Source organism: Thauera sp. SWB20, from assembly GCF_000831325.1.
Classification (GTDB): Bacteria; Pseudomonadota; Gammaproteobacteria; order Burkholderiales; family Rhodocyclaceae; genus Thauera; species Thauera aminoaromatica.
The window spans coordinates 901,854-918,264 of sequence record NZ_JTDM01000021.1 but is presented as its reverse complement, the minus strand read 5'-3'; the positions used below and the strand labels follow the sequence as shown (position 1 = coordinate 918,264).

13 protein-coding genes are annotated in these 16,411 nt (G+C 63.7%); 11 read left to right on the top strand and 2 right to left on the bottom strand.

The window, feature by feature from the left end:
* Window positions 1-326: 326 nt before the first annotated feature.
* Entirely contained in the window at window positions 327-944 is a 618-nt protein-coding gene (locus tag PO78_RS21500; RefSeq protein ID WP_082047938.1) for a DUF3489 domain-containing protein, read from the bottom strand.
* 219 nt (window positions 945-1,163) lie between these two features.
* Window positions 1,164-1,517: a hypothetical protein gene (locus tag PO78_RS21495; RefSeq protein WP_043746756.1), complete on the bottom strand. Its 354-nt coding sequence runs from the start codon at window positions 1,515-1,517 to the stop codon at window positions 1,164-1,166.
* 180 nt (window positions 1,518-1,697) lie between these two features.
* Between PO78_RS21495 and PO78_RS21490 the strand changes: the two genes are divergently transcribed.
* The 11 genes from PO78_RS21490 (at window position 1,698) to tnpC (ending at window position 16,331) form a co-directional block, all read left to right on the top strand.
* Window positions 1,698-1,910, top strand: a complete 213-nt coding sequence (locus tag PO78_RS21490; protein WP_043746753.1) for an excisionase family DNA-binding protein — start codon at window positions 1,698-1,700, stop codon at window positions 1,908-1,910.
* Window positions 1,911-4,088 (top strand): type I restriction-modification system subunit M, encoded by a 2,178-nt coding sequence (locus PO78_RS21485; RefSeq protein WP_043746751.1) that lies wholly within the window; start codon window positions 1,911-1,913, stop codon window positions 4,086-4,088.
* Entirely contained in the window at window positions 4,085-5,308 is a 1,224-nt protein-coding gene (locus tag PO78_RS21995) for a restriction endonuclease subunit S (RefSeq protein ID WP_052484479.1), read from the top strand. Before PO78_RS21485 ends, PO78_RS21995 begins: the two co-directional genes overlap by 4 nt.
* On the top strand, window positions 5,305-6,081 hold the full coding sequence (locus PO78_RS21475) for a DUF3800 domain-containing protein (RefSeq protein ID WP_052484478.1): 777 nt from the start codon (window positions 5,305-5,307) through the stop codon (window positions 6,079-6,081). Before PO78_RS21995 ends, PO78_RS21475 begins: the two co-directional genes overlap by 4 nt.
* A gap of 171 nt (window positions 6,082-6,252) precedes the next feature.
* A complete protein-coding gene (locus PO78_RS21470; RefSeq protein ID WP_043746748.1) occupies window positions 6,253-9,549 on the top strand; it encodes a type I restriction endonuclease subunit R in 3,297 nt (1,098 codons plus the stop codon).
* Window positions 9,550-9,561: 12 nt separating this feature from the next.
* Window positions 9,562-13,176 (top strand): anti-phage defense-associated sirtuin Dsr1, encoded by a 3,615-nt coding sequence (gene dsr1 / locus PO78_RS21465; protein WP_052484477.1) that lies wholly within the window; start codon window positions 9,562-9,564, stop codon window positions 13,174-13,176.
* Between the two features lie 50 nt (window positions 13,177-13,226).
* Window positions 13,227-13,544, top strand: a complete 318-nt coding sequence (tnpA, locus tag PO78_RS21460) for an IS66 family insertion sequence element accessory protein TnpA (RefSeq protein ID WP_043741458.1) — start codon at window positions 13,227-13,229, stop codon at window positions 13,542-13,544.
* The gene (tnpB, locus tag PO78_RS21455; protein WP_052484476.1) at window positions 13,544-13,846 is read left to right on the top strand and encodes an IS66 family insertion sequence element accessory protein TnpB; all 303 of its coding nucleotides are present in this window, start codon (window positions 13,544-13,546) and stop codon (window positions 13,844-13,846) included. The genes tnpA (PO78_RS21460) and tnpB (PO78_RS21455) overlap by 1 nt, the downstream gene beginning before the upstream one ends.
* Window positions 13,847-13,886: 40 nt before the next feature.
* Window positions 13,887-14,204, top strand: coding sequence for an IS66 family insertion sequence element accessory protein TnpA (gene tnpA / locus PO78_RS21450; RefSeq protein ID WP_012584785.1), 318 nt, complete (start codon window positions 13,887-13,889; stop codon window positions 14,202-14,204).
* Complete coding sequence (gene tnpB / locus PO78_RS21445; protein ID WP_012584784.1) at window positions 14,204-14,563, top strand: IS66 family insertion sequence element accessory protein TnpB; 360 nt, start codon at window positions 14,204-14,206, stop codon at window positions 14,561-14,563. Before tnpA (PO78_RS21450) ends, tnpB (PO78_RS21445) begins: the two co-directional genes overlap by 1 nt.
* A 22-nt stretch (window positions 14,564-14,585) precedes the next feature.
* Complete coding sequence (gene tnpC, locus PO78_RS21440) at window positions 14,586-16,331, top strand: IS66 family transposase (RefSeq protein ID WP_012584783.1); 1,746 nt, start codon at window positions 14,586-14,588, stop codon at window positions 16,329-16,331.
* Window positions 16,332-16,411: the final 80 nt, after the last annotated feature.

Below are 16,411 nucleotides of genomic sequence, written 5' to 3'. Positions count from 1 at the left end.
CCTCCGCTAAAACGCGTTATTTCTCGATCGGGCCCGAGCTCGGTGCTTGCATGCGTAGCGCGAGCCCCTTTCGTGTTCGCCTTCGCAGCCCGGCTCAAGGGTGGGTTTGTAGGATTAGGGGGGTGTTCCCATCCTTACGCGAGCGATTTGGCAGATGGCATTTATATAGAGCAAGGGGAAGTAAACCCACTTATTCCACCAAACCCACCTTCTGTGCCGGATGCAGGGGCTTCAGGTGCCGGTGAGCGACGCCCGCCACCCTGCACAGGCAAAAGGGGTCCTTCCCGCCCGAATCGCCATGCGGGGGGCGCGAGCGCAGTGCTTCGCTACCGACAGCGTGCAAATTGAGGTTTGCAGGGGTTTGCGGTTGGCGGCCTGGGAGGTCGCGGCGTGCCTGAGGACGATCGGGGACGGGGAGAATGGAGCCGGAGAAAGGGGCGGAACTGAATTCCCGCCCCTTGGGATGCAGCCTGCGCCGGAGCGCAGACCCTTGGCTTCGGCCAGACGATCCGGTACGTGCGCTCGCCGTCGGCGCGCTTCTCGGAGATGATCGCGAGGCCGAGTTTCTTGCGCAGGGTGCCAGACAGGGCTCCGCGCACGGTGTGGGCGAGCCAGCCCGTCGATGCGCAGATCTGCGCGAGGGTCGCGCCTTCGGGGCGATGCAGCATCTCGATGACGAAGGCCTGCTTGGTGTGCTGGCGGGTGCGGCATGGGGCAGCGGGTGCTGCCGGCGCTTCCCGGCCGATCGCCGCGTACCCCGCGGTGGTCATCAACCAGTCGTCGCCGTCGGCACGTACCAGATCGCGGGCGAGCAGCGCTTGCAGTATCTTGTTGCGTGCGCCGCCGCGCACGCCGGTAGGAAACTCGACCACTTTGCCTCCGTGGAGGTCGGCGGCGCGGGTGAGGAGGAGCTGCTGGGCGGCGGTGAGTGCGATCGTGTCCATGTCGTTGCTCCGGGTGATGGTTGATCCAGGCACCATGAACGCGCTAACCGATGGAGAAGCCAAGCGCGAAGGGATCGCCGGGGTTCAGGGAGAGCAACCTTCTGCAAAGTTGCAGAAGGTCACCGGTAGGCAACCAGGACTACCGCTGTGCAACCTCCGGCAAATTTGCCGAACGTTCACGGTCGGTGGGTGCGCGCATGTCGTCGCCTGTGGCGCGCGTCAGCCCGCATCCGGCATGTTGATCTCGCAGTGGATGACGAAACCGACCAGATACGGCAGGCCCGCGGGGATCTCGTAGTCGCGGGCGGTGGCGCGATCGATGCGCCAGGCCATCCATTGCGTGGTCGCGGCGGCGATCGCGGCCTTGAGATCGGCGCCGTCGAGCAGCGCGTTCAGCACCGCGTCGGCGAAGTGTCGGCCGTGCCGACTGTCGAGAAAGGTGCGGGCGCCGTCGAGGCTGGTGTGGGTTGCGGTGACGATGGCGGCGATGGCGAGCGGCCACGCGGCGCGGGCGTGGCGGCCCATCGCGCCGTAGAAGCCCCAGGATTCGTTGCCTGTGCTGGGGGTGGTCATGGTGTGCTCCCGGGTGATTGATGACGACACCATGGACGCGCTGATCAAGCGGGAAGGCAAGCGGACTTTGATGCTCTGTGCATCATCACGTGGTCCTCACCGGCGAGAACTGATAGATTACGGCGTTTGTCACGCAGCTCGATTCGATGTGACCCGATCAAATCCTGCCGAAGCTTCTTCATGAGTGAGGGGTGGCTTTCCGTCGAGCAAATTGCGGAGCAACACGGTGTGACGCGCGATTCGATCTACCCGTGGATCGTCCGCGAGGGCTTGCCCGCTCACCGCGTGGGCCGGGTGCGGAAATTTCAGGCCTCCGAAGTGGACGAGCGGGTGCGCGCCGGCGGTGCTGACGAGAGTGCGCCGGCGGCCAACAAGAACGACGAGACCGATTGAATGAATGTCCAGCAACTCGAGAGCGAACTCTGGGAGGCCGCTGACCAGCTGCGCGCCAACTCCAAGCTCACTGCTGCCGAATACTCCATGCCGGTGCTGGGCCTGATCTTTCTGCGCCACGCAAACAACCGTTTCAACGCCTACCTGCCGGAGATCGAAGCCGCCATCCCGCCGCAGGTGCCGGCCGTCCAGCGCGAGGACCTGATCAGGCTGGACTTTCAGGGCAAGGCGGCCATCTACCTTCCTGAAGCGGCTCGCTTTGACCGCATCGTCAATCTGCCACAGGGTGCCAGCGTGGGTGCGGCGATCGACGCAGCCATGGACCAGATCGAGGCCGAGTACGAGGTGCTCAAGGGTGCGCTGCCGCGCGGCTACACGGCCTTCGAGCCCGATCTGCTGGCCGAACTGGTCAAGATCTTCGATCGGCCTGCCATCAAGGCGGCCACCGGTGACGTGTTCGGCCGCATCTATGAATACTTCCTCAACAAATTTGCGATGAGCGGCGCGCAGGAGGGGGGCGAGTTCTTCACGCCGCCCTCGCTGGTACGCATGATCGTGGGCGTCATCGAACCGGACCACGGCCTCGTGCTGGACCCGGCCTGCGGCTCGGCCGGCATGTTCGTGCAGACCGGGCACTTCATCGAGGACGTGCGCCATGCCGTCACCAACGACCTCGTCACCTTCCATGGCCAGGAAAAATCGGACACCAACACCAAGCTCGCGCGCATGAACCTGGTGGTGCACGGGCTTGACGCCTCCAACATCCGCCAGGGCAACACTTTCTACGACCAGATCGACCATCTTGTCGGCCAGTGCGACTTCGTGATGGCCAATCCGCCGTTCAACGTGGACGGCGTGGACACCAAGAAGGTCGAGGGCCAGGTCGATTCAACCGGCCGCCTGCCTTTCGGCCTGCCCGGCACCAACGCCAAGACCGGCGCCATCTCCAATGCCAACAGCCTGTGGATCCAGTATTTCTACAGCTATCTCAATGACACCGGCCGCGCCGGCTTCGTCATGGCCTCCAGCGCCTCGGACGCCGGCAACAAGGACCGCGACATCCGCGAAAAGCTGGTCAGGACCGGCCACGTCGACGCGATGATGGCCATCGGCAACAAGTTCTTCTACACCCGTAGCCTGCCGTGCACCCTATGGTTTTTCGACAAGGGCAAACCGGAGGACCTGCGCGACCAGGTGCTGATGATCGATGCGCGCAACGTGTATCACGTGGTCTCGGCGCGCTCGCATGTATTCACCGACGAGCAACTGGCCAACCTCAATGCCATCGTCTGGCTGTATAGGGGCGAGCAGGAGAAGTTCGTGGCCCTCGTCGGCCGCTACCAGCGCCAGGTCGATGACTGGCTCGCCGGCCTGCCCGAACGCATCGCCGCCGACACTGCCGCCGTTGCAGCCTTGGCCTCGCCGCTGAAGGCCTTTGCCAAAGGCGCTCGGCTCGCGGAATTGAATGCCGACCAGCCCGAGGAAGCACAGCTCGCGCAGACCGCGCTGGATGACTTCAAGGCCGATCTGGCCGCCGCCCAGGCGGACACGCAAGCCCCTGAGGCCATCGCCGGCCTGCTGACCGCCTGCGGCGCGGCCCGCGTGGCCATCGCCGCGGCCAACCTCGCCAGCCATGCCGGGCAAGCGAGCCTGCAAATCGCGCTGGATGCACTGGCGCCGCAGCTCAAGGCCGCCGGCAAGACGCTTGAAGCCCGCCACAAGCAGTGGCTGAAGCTGCTGGACACGGCCGAGAAAACCCTGCGTGCACGGCTTTCCAAGGCCTTCGATGGCAGGGCAGCGCGCGAGGCCAAGCGCGCGCTGCTGGCGGCGGACACCAGGAAGAACGAAGAACCGACCGTGCGCGATGCGATGCTGGAAGCACTCAAGCAGACCGTGTATTTCATCCACCAGGTGCACTGGCTGCACAGCCGCTTCCCCGATGCGCTGTTCGAGGACGTGCCCGGCCTGTGCAAGGCGGTGACCATCGACGAGATCGCCGCCAACGACTGGTCGCTGACCCCGGGCCGTTACGTCGGCGTGGCGCCGGCCGGCGCCGAGGACGAGGAGGATTTCGCCGAGAAGCTGCGGGAGATTCACGACGAGCTCGCCGAACTGAACGACAAGGCGGTGGACCTGGCGGGGCGGATTGCCGGCAACTTTGAGGAGTTGTTGGGATGACACGGCTGGGTGACGTGGCCGACATGCTGGTGGGCTTCGCCTTCAAGAGTGCGGGCTTTCTGGATGCGGATGCAGATGGTGTTCGCCTGCTGCGTGGTGACAACGTGCAGCAGGGCTACATCCGCTGGGGCGATAAGACCAAGAAGTGGCCTTCATCGGAGTGCGATGAACTGGGGCGTTACCAGCTCGCTGAGAACGATGTGATCCTTGCCATGGATCGCCCCATCGTTGGGGATGGACTGAAGATGGCCTGGATCAAGCCGGAGGACTTGCCTGCGCTACTCGTCCAGCGAGTTTGCCGACTGCGCGGTAAGCCAGGCTCGGCACTGACGAGCTTCATTCGCTACGTCTTGGCGGCTCCCGAGTTTTCCGCGCACATCCACCGGATCACCACTGGTGCCAACATCCCACATATCAGCGGCAAGGACATTGCCGCCTATGAGTTCAATCTGCCTGACTTGGCAGACCAGTCGTGCATCGTTGAATGCTTGTCTGCCTACGACGACCTGATCGCCACCAACCAGCGCCGCATCGCCTTGCTCGAAGACGCCGCCCGCCGCCTCTACCGCGAGTGGTTCGTGCACCTGCGCTTTCCTGGTCATGAGTCGGTGCTGGTGAAGGATGGTGTGCCGGAGGGGTGGGCCAAATTGTCACTTGGTGATGTCGCGGAAATCACGATGGGCCAGAGCCCCGAATCCAGGTACTACAACACCGATGGCGATGGGTTGCCTTTTCATCAAGGCGTGTCCGATTTTGGACATCGATTCATCACTCACGAAACGTTCACAAGGCAGGCCACACGCGTTGCAGCGGCGGGAGACATCCTGTGCAGTGTCCGTGCCCCTGTAGGTCGGCTCAATTTGACCCGGGACAACATAGCGATTGGGCGGGGTCTATCTGCCATGCGTAGCCGCGCTGGCCACCAATCGCTCCTTTTCTATCAGTTGAGGGGGCTCTTCGTAGAAGAAGACATGATCGGTGGCGGCGCGATTTTTGCGTCAGTCGGAAAGAAGGAACTATTCGGTCAATTGATCCTGCAACCCGAGGCAGAGATCGCCGCCGTGTTTGACCGGATAGCCAGCGACATTGACCGCCAGATCGACACCCTGGATGCTCAGAATCGTAGTTTGGCGGATGCCCGCGACCTGCTTCTACCCAAACTGATGTCCGGTCAGCTCGATGTCTCGGGCGTTCGCCTGCCCGAGGAGGTCGCCGCATGACCGAACCGGTGGCGAGCTACGTCATTCCTCAGGCCGGCGGCAGCCATAGCGACTACATCGTCTACGTGGACGAGAGCGGCGACCACAGCCTCACGTCCATCGACCCGGACTACCCGGTGTTCGTGCTGTCGTTCTGCATCTTTCGCAAGGATGAGTACGCGCAGACGGTGACGCCGGTTATCCGGCAACTGAAGTTCGCCACCTTCGGCCACGACATGGTCGTGCTTCACGAGGCGGAAATCCGGCGCAAGAAGGGGGCGTTTTCGCGGCTGTCGAAGGAGCCGCGCGAGGCGTTCCTGAACGCGCTGACCGACATCATCGGCGCCGCAGACTTCCAACTGGTGGCCGTGGTGATCGACAAGCGCAAGCTCAAGGACCGCTACAACAACCCCGCGCACCCCTACCACCTGGCGCTGGAGTTCGGGCTGGAGCGCATCTATCGGCTGCTCAAGGGCGCGGGCCAGGACGATGCGTTGACCTACATCGTGTGCGAGGCGCGCGGGGCCAAGGAAGACACCGAGCTGGAACTGGAATTCCGCCGCATCCGTGACGGTGCGAACTACTTCCACCGTCCCTTGCCGTTCGACCTGATCGTTGCCGACAAGAAGACCAACTCGGAAGGCCTGCAATTGGCCGACCTGACAGCGCGGCCGATCGGTTTGACGGTGCTACGGCCGGATCAGGCCAACCGGGCGGCGGAGGTTCTGGAGGGGAAGTTCTACCGGGACAAGGCCGGCAACAAGCTGGGCATGGGGCTGAAGGTGTTTCCGTGACCAGCGAAAACCTAACCCCAGAAAGCAGAAGGGCCCCTGTAGTACCAGGAGCCCAACGCCGGCCGCGTAGTCGCAACCCATTTGGCCGGGATGATAGCGGATCGACCATGACTTGACAAGACGGCCGGGCGCTGCTCGTGGTGGGCCCGGGGACCAAAGGGAAACAAGAAGATGGCCAAGAAGGACTATTCCGAAGACCTGTTGATCCAGGCGCCGACGGCCAAACTGCTGGAAAAGCAGCTCGGCTGGCAAACCGTGTTCGCCCAGGACGACGAGGACTTTGGGCCCGACAGCCTTCTGGGCCGTAGCAACGACACCGAGGTGGTGCTTTGCCGCGAGGTGCTGGGCGCGCTGAAGCGCCTGAACCCGGGCTTGGCCGCAGAGGCCTACAGCCAGGCACTGGCGCAGGTTCTGCAGGACGACATCACCAAGACGCTGATTGCGCTGAACGAAGAGAAGTACAAGCTGCTGCGCGACGGCGTGCCGGTGAAGTATCGGGACGCAGCAGGCCGCTTGGTGGACAAGCGTCTGCGCCTGATCGACTTCGACCGTCCTGACAATAACCGCTACCAGGCCGTGCGCGAGCTGTGGGTGCGGGGGCGCCTGTGGCTGCGCCGCCCGGATGTGATCGGCTACGTCAATGGACTGCCGCTGGTGTTCATCGAGCTCAAACGCTTCGAGGTCCACATCGACAGCGCCTACAAGAAAAACTACAGCGACTACCTCGACACCATTCCGCACCTGTTCCACTGGAATGCGCTGGTGGTGATCTCCAACGGCCACGATGCGCAGTACGGCTCGCTGACCAGCACCCGCGAGCACTTCTACCGCTGGAAGCGGCTGGACGAGGACGACCCCGAGCCGGGCAAGGATCAGCCCCTGCTGCCCATCCTGCTCAAGGGCATGCTGGACAAGGCCCGGTTGCTCGACATCATCGAAAACTTCGTGCTGTTTGATGCCAGCGAAGGTGGCACGCACAAGATCGTGGCGCGCAACCACCAGTACCTGGGCGTCAACCGGGTGATCGAGCGCCTCACGTCTGACGATCCGACGATCAAGGCCGAGGTGAAGGTTGGGCAACTGGGCGTGTTCTGGCATACCCAAGGTTCGGGCAAGTCGTATTCGATGGTGTTTCTGACCGAGAAGATCCACCGCAGGATATCGGGCAGCTACACCTTCGTGGTCATCACCGACCGCACGGAGCTGGACGACCAGATCGCCTCTACCTACACCAATGCCGGTCGCGCCAACAGCAAGACCGACCAGGCCTCCAGTGGCGAGGCCCTGCGCAAGATGCTGCGCGACCAGAACCGCCGTTACGTGTTCGGCCTGATCCAGAAGTACCGTGAACTGGTGAAGGAGGCCTATTCGGAGCGCGAGGACATCATCGTCATCAGCGACGAGGCGCACCGTACCCAATATGGCCGCCTGGCGCTGAACATGCGCAAGGGTCTGCCGCGTGCCAAGTTCCTGGGCTTCACGGGCACGCCGTTGATCGACGCCGGCGAGAAGCAGCTAACGCGAGAGGTGTTTGGCGACTACGTGTCGATCTACGACTTCCAGCGCGCGGTGGCCGATGGCGCGACTCTGCCTTTGTTCTATGAGAACCGGGGCGAAAAACTGAAGATCGTCGACCCCAAGGTCAGTGAACGGATTGCGGACCACATCGAAGCTGCGCGGCAGGCCGCCACGCTTGACGATCCGTGGACCGACGAGAAGGAGGAAAAGCTCTACCGGGAGCTGGCGCGCGACTACCCCATCTTGACCTCGCCCACGCGGCTGGAGAAGGTGGCGCAGGATTTCGTCGATCACTTCCACCAGCGCTGGAAGGTGGTCGACACCGGAGGCGGCAAGGCCATGATGGTCTGCCTGGACAAGATCACCTGCGTGAAGATGCACGATCTCGTCAAGGCCAAGTGGCAAGAGAAGGCCGCCCAGTTGGAGGCGAGCGTGGCCGTCGAGGAGTCGCTGTTCGCCGCCAAGGGCAAGGCACTGCCGAAGCTGCTGCAACAGCGGCGCGCACAGGTCGAATGGATGAAGGCCAGCGAATGCTGCGTGGTGGTCTCGCAGGAGCAGGGCGAGGTGGCCGAGTTCGCCAAGTGGCGCAACTTTCGCGACGAGCCGCTGGACATCACGCCGCACCGCGGGAAGATGGTCAAGCGCAACCTGGAAAAGGAGTTCAAGCAGGCCGAGAACCCTTTCCGCATCGCCATCGTTTGCGCCATGTGGCTCACGGGCTTTGACGTGAAATGTCTGGCCACGCTGTACCTCGACAAGCCAATGCAGGGCCACACGCTGATGCAGGCCATCGCTCGCGTCAACCGTGTGGGCGGGGGCAAGAAGCACGGCCTGATCATTGACTACAACGGCATGCTCAAAAGTCTGCGCAAGGCGCTGGCCACCTTTGCGCAGGGCGACCGTGCGGGCACCGGTAAGGGTGAAGGCGAGCAGAACACCGTGCGCGACGACTCTGAAGCGCTGGCCGAGTACGCCCAGAGCCTGAAGGCGGCCAGGGACTTTCTGATGGACCTCGGCTTCGATCTGGATGGGCTGATAGCCGCCAAGGGCTTCGACAAGCAGCAGCAGATCCTGGTCGCGGTGAATCTACTGTGCGAAAGCGACGAGCGCCGCAAGACCTATCAGGTGATCGTGGAGGATGTGCAGGCCCGCCACCGGGGCCTGTTCCCGCACCCGGGACTGTTCGACTTCGATGCGGAAGAAAGCGCCGTCAATGCGATCTACAACAAGCTGCAGGATGCACGCGAAACGCCCGACGTCAGCGCGCTGCTGCAGGACTTGTACGAGGTGGTCGACACAGCACTGACGACGGACGGCAAACCAGTGCCTGCCGTGGCCAACCAGGGCCATGCGCGGTACGACCTCTCCAATATCGACTTTTCACGACTGCGGGCCGAGTTTGAAAAATCGCCGTTCAAGAACGTGGTCACCCTGAACCTAAAGGAAAAAATCGAAGAGCGGCTGGCGATGATGGTGGCGCGCAACCCGACCCGGGTCGACCTGTACGAGCGCTATCAGGAGATCGTTCAGGAATACAACAAGGACAAGGATGCCGCCGAAATTCAGAAGGTGATGGATGAGCTGTTCACCTTCAACGACAACCTCAACGAAGAAGAAAAGCGTTACCTGCGCGAGGGGCTAGAGAGTGAAGACCAATTGGCCGTTTTCGACCTGCTCCAAAAAGACAGCCTGACCAAGGGTGACCGTGATGCCATCAAGAAGGTGGCCAAAGAGCTGTTGGACAAGCTGAGCAGTGGCAAGCTGCAGATCGATCACTGGCGGGAGAAGGCCACGGCGCAGGCCCAGGTCAAGGCCGAGATCATCAAGCACCTGTTCGCGCACTTGCCGTCAGGCGCCTACGACGCTGATGAGATCAACCTCAAGGCGGACGCCGTGTTCGCGCACATCTACACGGCTGGGTTTGGTGAGGGCGCGAGGATGTATCACTGACAGGTAGCCGCGATGCAATTTGTCAAGAACGGCCCCGACATTCCAGAGCGGCTATTACAGGCGCACGAGGACGGTCGCGTCGTGTTCTTCTGCGGCGCGGGCATCTCCTATCCGGCGCGCCTACCGGGCTTCGCCGGGCTGGTGGCAAAACTCTACTCAAGCTTGGCCGCGATACCCAATGCGGTGCAGCAGGCGGCCATCAACGCCGGGCAGTTCGACACCGCCATAGGGTTGCTGGAAGCGGAGATCGTCGGAGGCCGCGAGACCGTTCGCCGGGCACTGGCGAGTGTTCTTACGCCTGACCTCAGCGCCTCAAACGCGATCGCGACCCACGAGGCCTTGCTGACGCTGGGCAAGAGCCGTGAAGGCCGCTTGCGACTCATCACCACCAACTTCGATCGCTTGTTCGAGGAGGTGATTGCTGCGAAGTCGCTGTCCATCGAGCGCTTCAAGGCCCCGCTGTTGCCTGTGCCGAAGAACCGTTGGGATGGCCTGGTGTATCTGCACGGCCTGCTTGGCATCGCACCGCACGCGAGCGAGCTCGATCAACTGGTCGTCTCAAGCGGCGATTTCGGCCTGGCTTATCTCACCGAGCGCTGGGCGGCGCGCTTCGTCAGCGAGCTGTTCCGTAGTTACACCGTCTGCTTTGTTGGTTACAGCATTAACGACCCGGTACTGCGCTACATGATGGATGCTCTGGCCGCCGACCGTCTGCTTGGCGAGTCACCACCCGAGATGTTCGCTTTCGGCAGTTTCTCGAAAGGCAAAGACGAGGAGCGCGGCAACGAGTGGCGAGCCAAGAACGTCACGCCCATCCTCTATCGCGAGCACAACCGGCACGCCTACCTGCACAAGACCCTACGCGCTTGGGCCGAAACTTACCGCGATGGCGTGCGCGGTAAGGAACGGATTGTGGTCGACTGCGCCATGGCCCGCCCCTTGGCAAGCACCCGGCAAGACGACTTTGTCGGCCGCCTGTTGTGGGCGTTGAGTGATCCTGGTGGCCTGCCGGCTAGACGCTTCGCCGAGCATGACCCGGTGCCATCGCTGGATTGGCTGGAGCCCTTCAGTGAAGATCGGTACCGGCACGCCGACCTGGGCCGCTTCGGCACCCCGTCCAAGACGACCGTGGATGACAAACTCGCCTTCAGCCTGACCCGCCGGCCGTCGCCTTATCACCTGGCGCCATTGATGTGTCTTGTAGATGCGGGCGCGCGTGGTAGCCGCTGGGATGAGGTGATGCGGCAACTGGCCCGCTGGCTGGTCCGTCATCTCGACGACCCGACCCTGTTGCTATGGCTGGCAAAGCGTGGCGGTCAGTTGCATGACGATCTGGTCTGGTGGATCGAACATCGCTTGGACGAGTTGGCCAAGCTCGAACGAGAGAGCAACACGACGGAGTTGACGCGGATTCGCGCGAACGCACCCAAGGCCATCCCCGGCCCGCTGATGCACACTTTGTGGCGACTGCTGCTTACCGGGCGCGTGAAATCGTGGCTGCGCGACTTCGACCTGTACCGATGGCGCGACCGATTCAAGCGCGATGGCCTCACCGCCACCCTGCGCCTGGAACTGCGCGAGATGCTAACGCCGCGTGTCTCGTTGCGCGAGTCGTTCCGCTTGTCCGCCGAGGACGGCGAAAGCCGCGAGCCAGAGCGCATCAAGGATCTGATCGAATGGGAGATCGTGCTGTCGACGGATCACGTGCATTCCAGCCTGCGCGATATGCCCGAGGATGAGCGCTGGACCGCCGCATTGCCGGAACTGCTGTCCGATTTCAGCGCTTTGTTGCGCGACGCGCTCGATCTGATGCGCGAGCTCGGCAGCGCCGGGGACAGGAGCGATCTGTCCTATATGCATCAGCCCTCGATCAGCGAGCACCCACAGAACCGGGACTTCCACGACTGGACCGCATTGATCGATCTGACGCGCGACGCCTGGCTTGCCACGATGGCGCAGTCACCGGCGCGGGCAGCGCTCGTGGCCGAGAACTGGTGGCACGCGCCTTATCCGCTGTTCCGCCGTCTCGCCTTCTTTGCGGCCGCACAGGACGGTGTAATAGCCCATCGTCGCGCACTTGACTGGCTGCTGGCGGATGCGCACTGGTGGCTGTGGTCGGTTGAAACCGAACGGGAAGCCATGCGCTTGCTGGTGGCCATGGCGCCACAACTCGATCAGGCGATGCTCCGGGAACTGGAAGAGGCCGTCTTCGCCGGGCCTCCCCGCGAAATGTTCAAGGACGACATCGCGCCCGAGCGCTGGACCAGGATCGTGGACCGGGAAATCTGGTTGCGGTTGGCAAAGATCGATGAGACCGGCACGGTCTTGGGTGCGGCAGGCAAGGAACGGCTCGAGGCGCTTTCGGGCCAGTATCCGGAATGGACGCTGGCGACGGATCAGCGCGATGAGTTTCCTTATTGGATGGGTGACGGCGACGAGTGGCGCAAGTTCGTTACTACGCCGCGTCGTCGCCGTGATCTGATCGAGTGGCTCAGGCAGCAACCCAGTAGAGACCACTGGCAGGAAGACGACTGGCGGCAGCGTTGCCGCGATAACTTTGCTACTACCGCTTGTGCCTTGTTCGCATTGGCCAAGGATGGGGTTTGGCCGACGGATCGCTGGCGCGAGGCCCTGCAGGCATGGTCAGAGGAAAAGCTAATCAAGCGCGCCTGGCGCTACATGGCGCCGATCCTGACCACGGCCGCGCCTGACGATGTGCTGCAAGCCCTCGCCCACGGTGTCAGTTGGTGGCTGCAAGCCATTGCCAAGACCTTCGAAGGCCACCAAGCATACTTTTTTACCCTCTCGCGCCGTGTCCTGGCGCTGGACCATCAGGACGGCGTCGATACCGACGAACCCGTCATGCGCGCGATCAATCACCCGGTGGGCCACGTGACGGAAGCACTGCTGCGCTGGTGGTATCGACGCTCGCTGGAGGATGGACAAGGCTTGCCTGAGGAGATCAAGCCCACGTTCACCGAACTTTGCGATGTTCGAATGGATAAGTTTCGGCATGGCCGCGTGTTGCTGGCAGCCAATGTAATCGCGTTGTTCCGCGTGGACCGGGAATGGGCGACGCAACACCTGCTGCCGCTCTTCGACTGGCACTGTTCCGAAGCGGAAGCGCGCGCGGCTTGGGAGGGCTTCCTGTGGTCGCCACGCCTGTATCGCCCCTTGATGGAAGTGCTCAAGCTAGCCTTCCTCGACACTGCGCGCCACTACGCGGTATTGGGCAAGCACGACGGGCAATACGCATCGCTGCTGACATTCGCCGCCCTCGACCCGGGTGACACATTCACCATCGCCGAACTGGCCGGCGCGACTCGTGCACTGCCACCGGACGGGCTGCACGACGCAGCACAGTCGTTGGTGAGAGCGCTGGAGGGGGCAGGCGATCAGCGTGCCGACTACTGGTCTAACCGGGTTACGCCGTATCTGCACGCCATCTGGCCGAAGACACGAGGCAACATTTCACCGGCCATCGCTGAAAGTCTCGGCCGCCTGTGTGTCGCGGCGCAGGATGCGTTTCCGGATGCACTGGCGCTGCTCCGCGTCTGGCTGCAACCGCCATCCTATCCGGACTACCTTGTGAATCGTAAGCGCTCCACGAACCCCATCCTTACGTAGCCCCGGGTGAGTCCGCATGCTTGGGCTTCCGTTTCTCTGGGAGCACGAGCATGTCGGAGCGCAGCACGTTCTGGTTGTCGCACCTTTCGGCGATCGAGGCCGAAGGCATCACCACGAAGGCCTACGCCGAGCGCGAGGGCCTGTCGCCGCAAGCGCTTTACCAATGGCGTAAGCGCCTGGTGGCCGGCGGTCGCCGCAGCCGCGCCAAGCTTGGCGGATTCGTTCCGATCCAGATCGAGCCTTCGATGACGGCCCGCACGGGCTGCACGGTAATGATCGGCGCACAGCTGCGGCTCGAGTGCGCGACGCTGCCCGGCGTCGACTGGCTGGCCGCGCTGTCGGCGGCGCTCTCGGAGCGGGGGCGCTGATGCATCCGGGGCACACCATCGGCGCGGTGTATCTGTACCGGTCGGCGATCGACTTTCGCAAATCCATCGGCGGGCTGTCGGCGCTGGTCGAGCAGGAACTGGGATTGAACCCGTTCGGCGACGCGCTGTACCTGTTCATCAACCGCCGCCGCGACAAGCTCAAGGCGCTGTACTGGCACCGCAACGGCTTCTGCCTCTGGTACAAGCGGCTCGAAGCCGAGCGCTTCGCCTGGCCGGCGGCCGAGGCGAGCCAGCCCACCGTAAGCGCTCCACGAACCCCATCCTTACGTAGCCCCCGTTGAGCCCTCATGCTTCGGCTTCCGTTTTTCGGGGAGCACGAGCATGTCGGAGCGCAGTACGTTCTGGTTGTCGCACCTGTCGGCAATCGAAGCCGAGGGCATCACCACGAAGGCGTACGCCGAGCGCGAGGGGCTGTCGCCGCAGGCGCTCTACCAGTGGCGCAAGCGCCTGGTGGCCGGTGGCCGTCGTAGCCGCGCCAAGCTTGGCGGATTCGTCCCGATCCAGATCGAACCCTCGATGACGCCCCGCGCGGGCTGCACGGTGGTGATCGACGCGCAGTTGCGGCTCGAATGCGCGATGCTGCCCGGCGTCGACTGGCTGGCCGCGCTGTCGGTGGCCCTTGCCGAGCGGGGGCGCTGATGCACCCGGGGCATTCGATCGGTGCGGTGTATCTGTACCGGCCGGCGATCGACTTTCGCAAATCCATCGGCGGACTGTCGGCACTGGTCGAGCAGGAGCTGGGGCTGAACCCGTTCGGCGACGCACTGTACCTGTTCATCAACCGTCGCCGCGACAAGCTCAAGGCGCTGTACTGGCACCGCAACGGCTTTTGCCTCTGGTACAAGCGGCTCGAAGCCGAGCGCTTCGCCTGGCCGGCGGCCGAGGCGGGCGAGCCCACCTGCGTACTGACGATGAAGGAGCTCGAATGGCTGCTTGAGGGCTTCGATCTGTGGGCGGCAAGGCCGCATAAAACGCTGCAATACCAATCAGTTACGTAGCGTGATCGGGTATAATTCCGGCATGCCGCAACGTACCGCCGCCCCTCGCTCGAACCCTTCCGTTGGCGTGTGCGCATCCGTCCTGGCCGAGCTGTTGCCCGACGATCCAGCAACGCTCAAAGCCTTGTTGCTGGCACAGCAGCGTGCCTTCGAGACGCGTGAAGCCGAACGGCAGGCAGCCTTCGAGGCCCGTGAGGCCGCACTCCAGAAAGTCTTCGATGCGCGGGAGGCTGAACGCCAAAGAGCCTTCGATGCGCGGGAGGCTGAACTGCAAAAGGCCTTCGAGGCACGCATCCTCGAGCTCTACGAGCAGCTTCGCCTGGCGCGTCGGCGCATGTTCGGGCCCAGCAGCGAATCGCACGCGGGCCAGGCCTGGCTCTTCGACGAGGCCGAGGCGCTGGCCGAGTCCGCACCCGAGGCGCTCGACACCGCAACCTTGCCGCCGCCGGCCACCGAGACGACGGGTGAGGCGTCCGCCGACACCGGCAAGAAGAAGGCGCGTGGTAAGCGCAAGCCCTTGCCCATCGAGCTGCCGCGCATCGACGTCGTCCATGACGTCCCCGAGGCCGAGCGCACCTGCGCCTGCGGCACGCCCATGGTCGAGATCGGCCAGGACGTCAGCGAACAGCTCGACATCGTCCCGATGCAGGTGCGTGTGCTGCGCCATATCCGCAAGCGCTACGGCTGCCCCGAGGGCGACCAGGCGCCGGTCACCGCCCGCGCCCCGGCGCAGGTGCTGCCCAAGAGCAACGCCAGCAACGACCTGCTGGCCTTGCTGATCGTCATCAAGTACGTCGATGGGCTGCCGCTGGCGCGTTTCGAGTACGTGCTCGCTCGCGCAGGCGTGCTTGTGCCGCGCCAGACCCTGGCGCGCTGGGTGATCGGTACCGCCCAGGCGCTGCAGCCGCTCGCCAACCTGATGCGCGACGTGCTGCTCGGGCACGACGTCATCCACATGGACGAAACCCCGGTGCAGGTGCTCAAGGAGCCTGGCCGGGCAGCCACGAGCAAGAGCCAGATGTGGGTGCAGCGCGGCGGACCGCCGGGCAAGCCGGTGGTCCTCTTCGAGTACGATCCGAGCCGCGCGCAGGCGGTGCCCTTACGCCTGCTCGAAGGCTGGAAGGGGCATCTGATGGCCGACGGGCTCGAGAGCTACGGCGCAATTGCCTTCACCGAAGGGGTGACCCGGCTCGGTTGCTGGGTGCACGCGCGACGTCGTTTCGTCGATGCCAGCAAGGTGCTGCCTGCCGGCAAGCGCGGCCGCGCCCACGAAGCGCTGGCCCTGATCGGCAAGCTCTACGCCATCGAGAAGGACGCGCGCGAACTGAACGACGCCCAGCGCCTGGCGCTACGCCAGAGCAGAAGCCGCGCCGTCATCGACGAACTGCGCCGTTGGCTCGACCAAGTGCTCCCCACCGTGCCGCCCACCTCGGTGCTCGGGGGTGCCCTGGGCTACCTGCATCGGCAGTGGCCGCGTCTGACGCGCTACCTCGAGCGCGGCGATCTGCCGATCGACAACAACCCCGCCGAAAACGCCATCCGTCCCTTCGTGGTCGGGAGAAAGGCATGGCTCTTCTCGGACACTCAGGCCGGTGCGCGTGCCAGCGCACTCCTCTACTCGCTGGTCGAAACCGCCAAGGCCAACGGCTTCGAGCCGTATCTGTGGCTGCGCCACGTGCTGCGCGCCTTGCCCACCGCGACCAACGTCGAACATTTCGAGGCCCTCCTGCCCTGGAATCTCAAGGCTGAGCAGTTGATCACGGCGTAAAGAGCCCGGGAAGGATGGGGTTCGTGGAGCGCTTACAGCCCACCTGCACGCTGACGATGAAGGAGCTCGAGTGGCTGCTC

Coding starts and splice junctions, on each gene's coding strand:
- dsr1 (WP_052484477.1), top strand. CDS start 9,562: ATGCAATTTGTCAAGAACGGCCCCGACATTCCAGAGCGGCTATTACAG.
- PO78_RS21475 (WP_052484478.1), top strand. CDS start 5,305: ATGACCGAACCGGTGGCGAGCTACGTCATTCCTCAGGCCGGCGGCAGC.
- tnpB (WP_012584784.1), top strand. CDS start 14,204: ATGCACCCGGGGCATTCGATCGGTGCGGTGTATCTGTACCGGCCGGCG.
- tnpA (WP_043741458.1), top strand. CDS start 13,227: ATGTCGGAGCGCAGCACGTTCTGGTTGTCGCACCTTTCGGCGATCGAG.
- tnpA (WP_012584785.1), top strand. CDS start 13,887: ATGTCGGAGCGCAGTACGTTCTGGTTGTCGCACCTGTCGGCAATCGAA.
- PO78_RS21485 (WP_043746751.1), top strand. CDS start 1,911: ATGAATGTCCAGCAACTCGAGAGCGAACTCTGGGAGGCCGCTGACCAG.
- PO78_RS21495 (WP_043746756.1), bottom strand. CDS start 1,517: ATGACCACCCCCAGCACAGGCAACGAATCCTGGGGCTTCTACGGCGCG.
- PO78_RS21490 (WP_043746753.1), top strand. CDS start 1,698: ATGAGTGAGGGGTGGCTTTCCGTCGAGCAAATTGCGGAGCAACACGGT.
- tnpC (WP_012584783.1), top strand. CDS start 14,586: ATGCCGCAACGTACCGCCGCCCCTCGCTCGAACCCTTCCGTTGGCGTG.
- PO78_RS21995 (WP_052484479.1), top strand. CDS start 4,085: ATGACACGGCTGGGTGACGTGGCCGACATGCTGGTGGGCTTCGCCTTC.
- PO78_RS21500 (WP_082047938.1), bottom strand. CDS start 944: ATGGACACGATCGCACTCACCGCCGCCCAGCAGCTCCTCCTCACCCGC.
- tnpB (WP_052484476.1), top strand. CDS start 13,544: ATGCATCCGGGGCACACCATCGGCGCGGTGTATCTGTACCGGTCGGCG.
- PO78_RS21470 (WP_043746748.1), top strand. CDS start 6,253: ATGGCCAAGAAGGACTATTCCGAAGACCTGTTGATCCAGGCGCCGACG.